The following is a 1,017-nucleotide window of genomic DNA, read 5'->3' on the forward strand; positions in this document are numbered from 1 at the left end:
CCGGCCGGCGTCCGCTCCGGGCGCACGGGAGGACGGGACGCCGGGTCGCCCGTCCCGGCGACGCGCCGGGACGGGCGTGAACGGGCGCCGGATACGGGCTGCGTACGTCTCGGGCGCAGTCAGAGATCAGGCGTGGACAGAGACGATCTTTGCCATCTCCTCGATGTTCCTGTCATAGATCACTTCGGTGTCGGCGATCGGGATCGCGGTGGCGACGGCTCCCGCCGGATACACGTCGACGCGGGTGTACTCGCCGCCGGCCAGGCCGGTGAACCGGTCGGTCGGGCCGATCGTGCCTGCCCGGTAGGCGCTGGAGCCCGCCACCCAGACCGGCACCGCGCCGATGGCGCCCGCGGACGAGTGGTGCGCGTGCCCGGCCAGGACGATCTTCACGTCGCTGCCGGCCAGAACGTCGGTCAGCTTCTCCGGCTCGGCGAGCAGCAGCGCGTTCACCAGCGGGATGGGCGAGGGCACGGGCGGATGGTGCAGAGCGAGGACGGTGCCGGCCGCCGCCGGGGTGGCCAGCTCGTCCGCGAGCCAGCGCAGCTGGGCGGCGCTCAGCGCACCGCTGTGCCTGCCCGGCCGGGTGGTGTCGAGCACGATGACCCGCAGGTCGTCGATCCAGTGCACGTGGTCGTACGGCTCCGCCGTCGGTTCCGCGCCGAGCAGCCCGGCCCGGAACGGCCCGCGGGAGTCGTGGTTGCCGACGGCGTAGAGCACCGGTGCGCCCAGGCGGGCCGCCACCGGCTCGACCAGGTCGCGCAGCCGCTGGTAGGCGACCAGGTCGCCGCTGTCGGCGAGGTCGCCGGTGAGCAGCAGGGCGTCGATCGTCGTCCCGGCGGCCTCGATCTGCTCGAGGACGGTACGCAGCGTGGCGTACGAGTCGACCTTGCCGTGCAGCAGCTCGTCCTCGCGGACGATGTGGGTGTCGCTGATCTGGATCAGGGTGTGGGTGGGGGTGTACGCGGCCAGGTCCGGGGATGCGGGCACGGAAGGCCTTTCGAGCCGTGAGGCGGG

The 1,017-nt window shown here is 73.2% G+C and carries 1 protein-coding gene; it reads right to left on the reverse strand.

Features of this window, described 5'->3' with window-relative positions; translation table 11 throughout:
• Nucleotides 1-126: 126 nt before the first annotated feature.
• Nucleotides 127-990, reverse strand: coding sequence for a metallophosphoesterase (locus FrCorBMG51_RS18795; RefSeq protein ID WP_047224370.1), 864 nt, complete (start codon nucleotides 988-990; stop codon nucleotides 127-129).
• Between the last annotated feature and the right edge of the window lie 27 nt (nucleotides 991-1,017).

The sequence above is a fragment of the Protofrankia coriariae genome (assembly GCF_001017755.1).
GTDB classification, from domain to species: Bacteria; Actinomycetota; Actinomycetes; order Frankiales; family Frankiaceae; genus Protofrankia; species Protofrankia coriariae.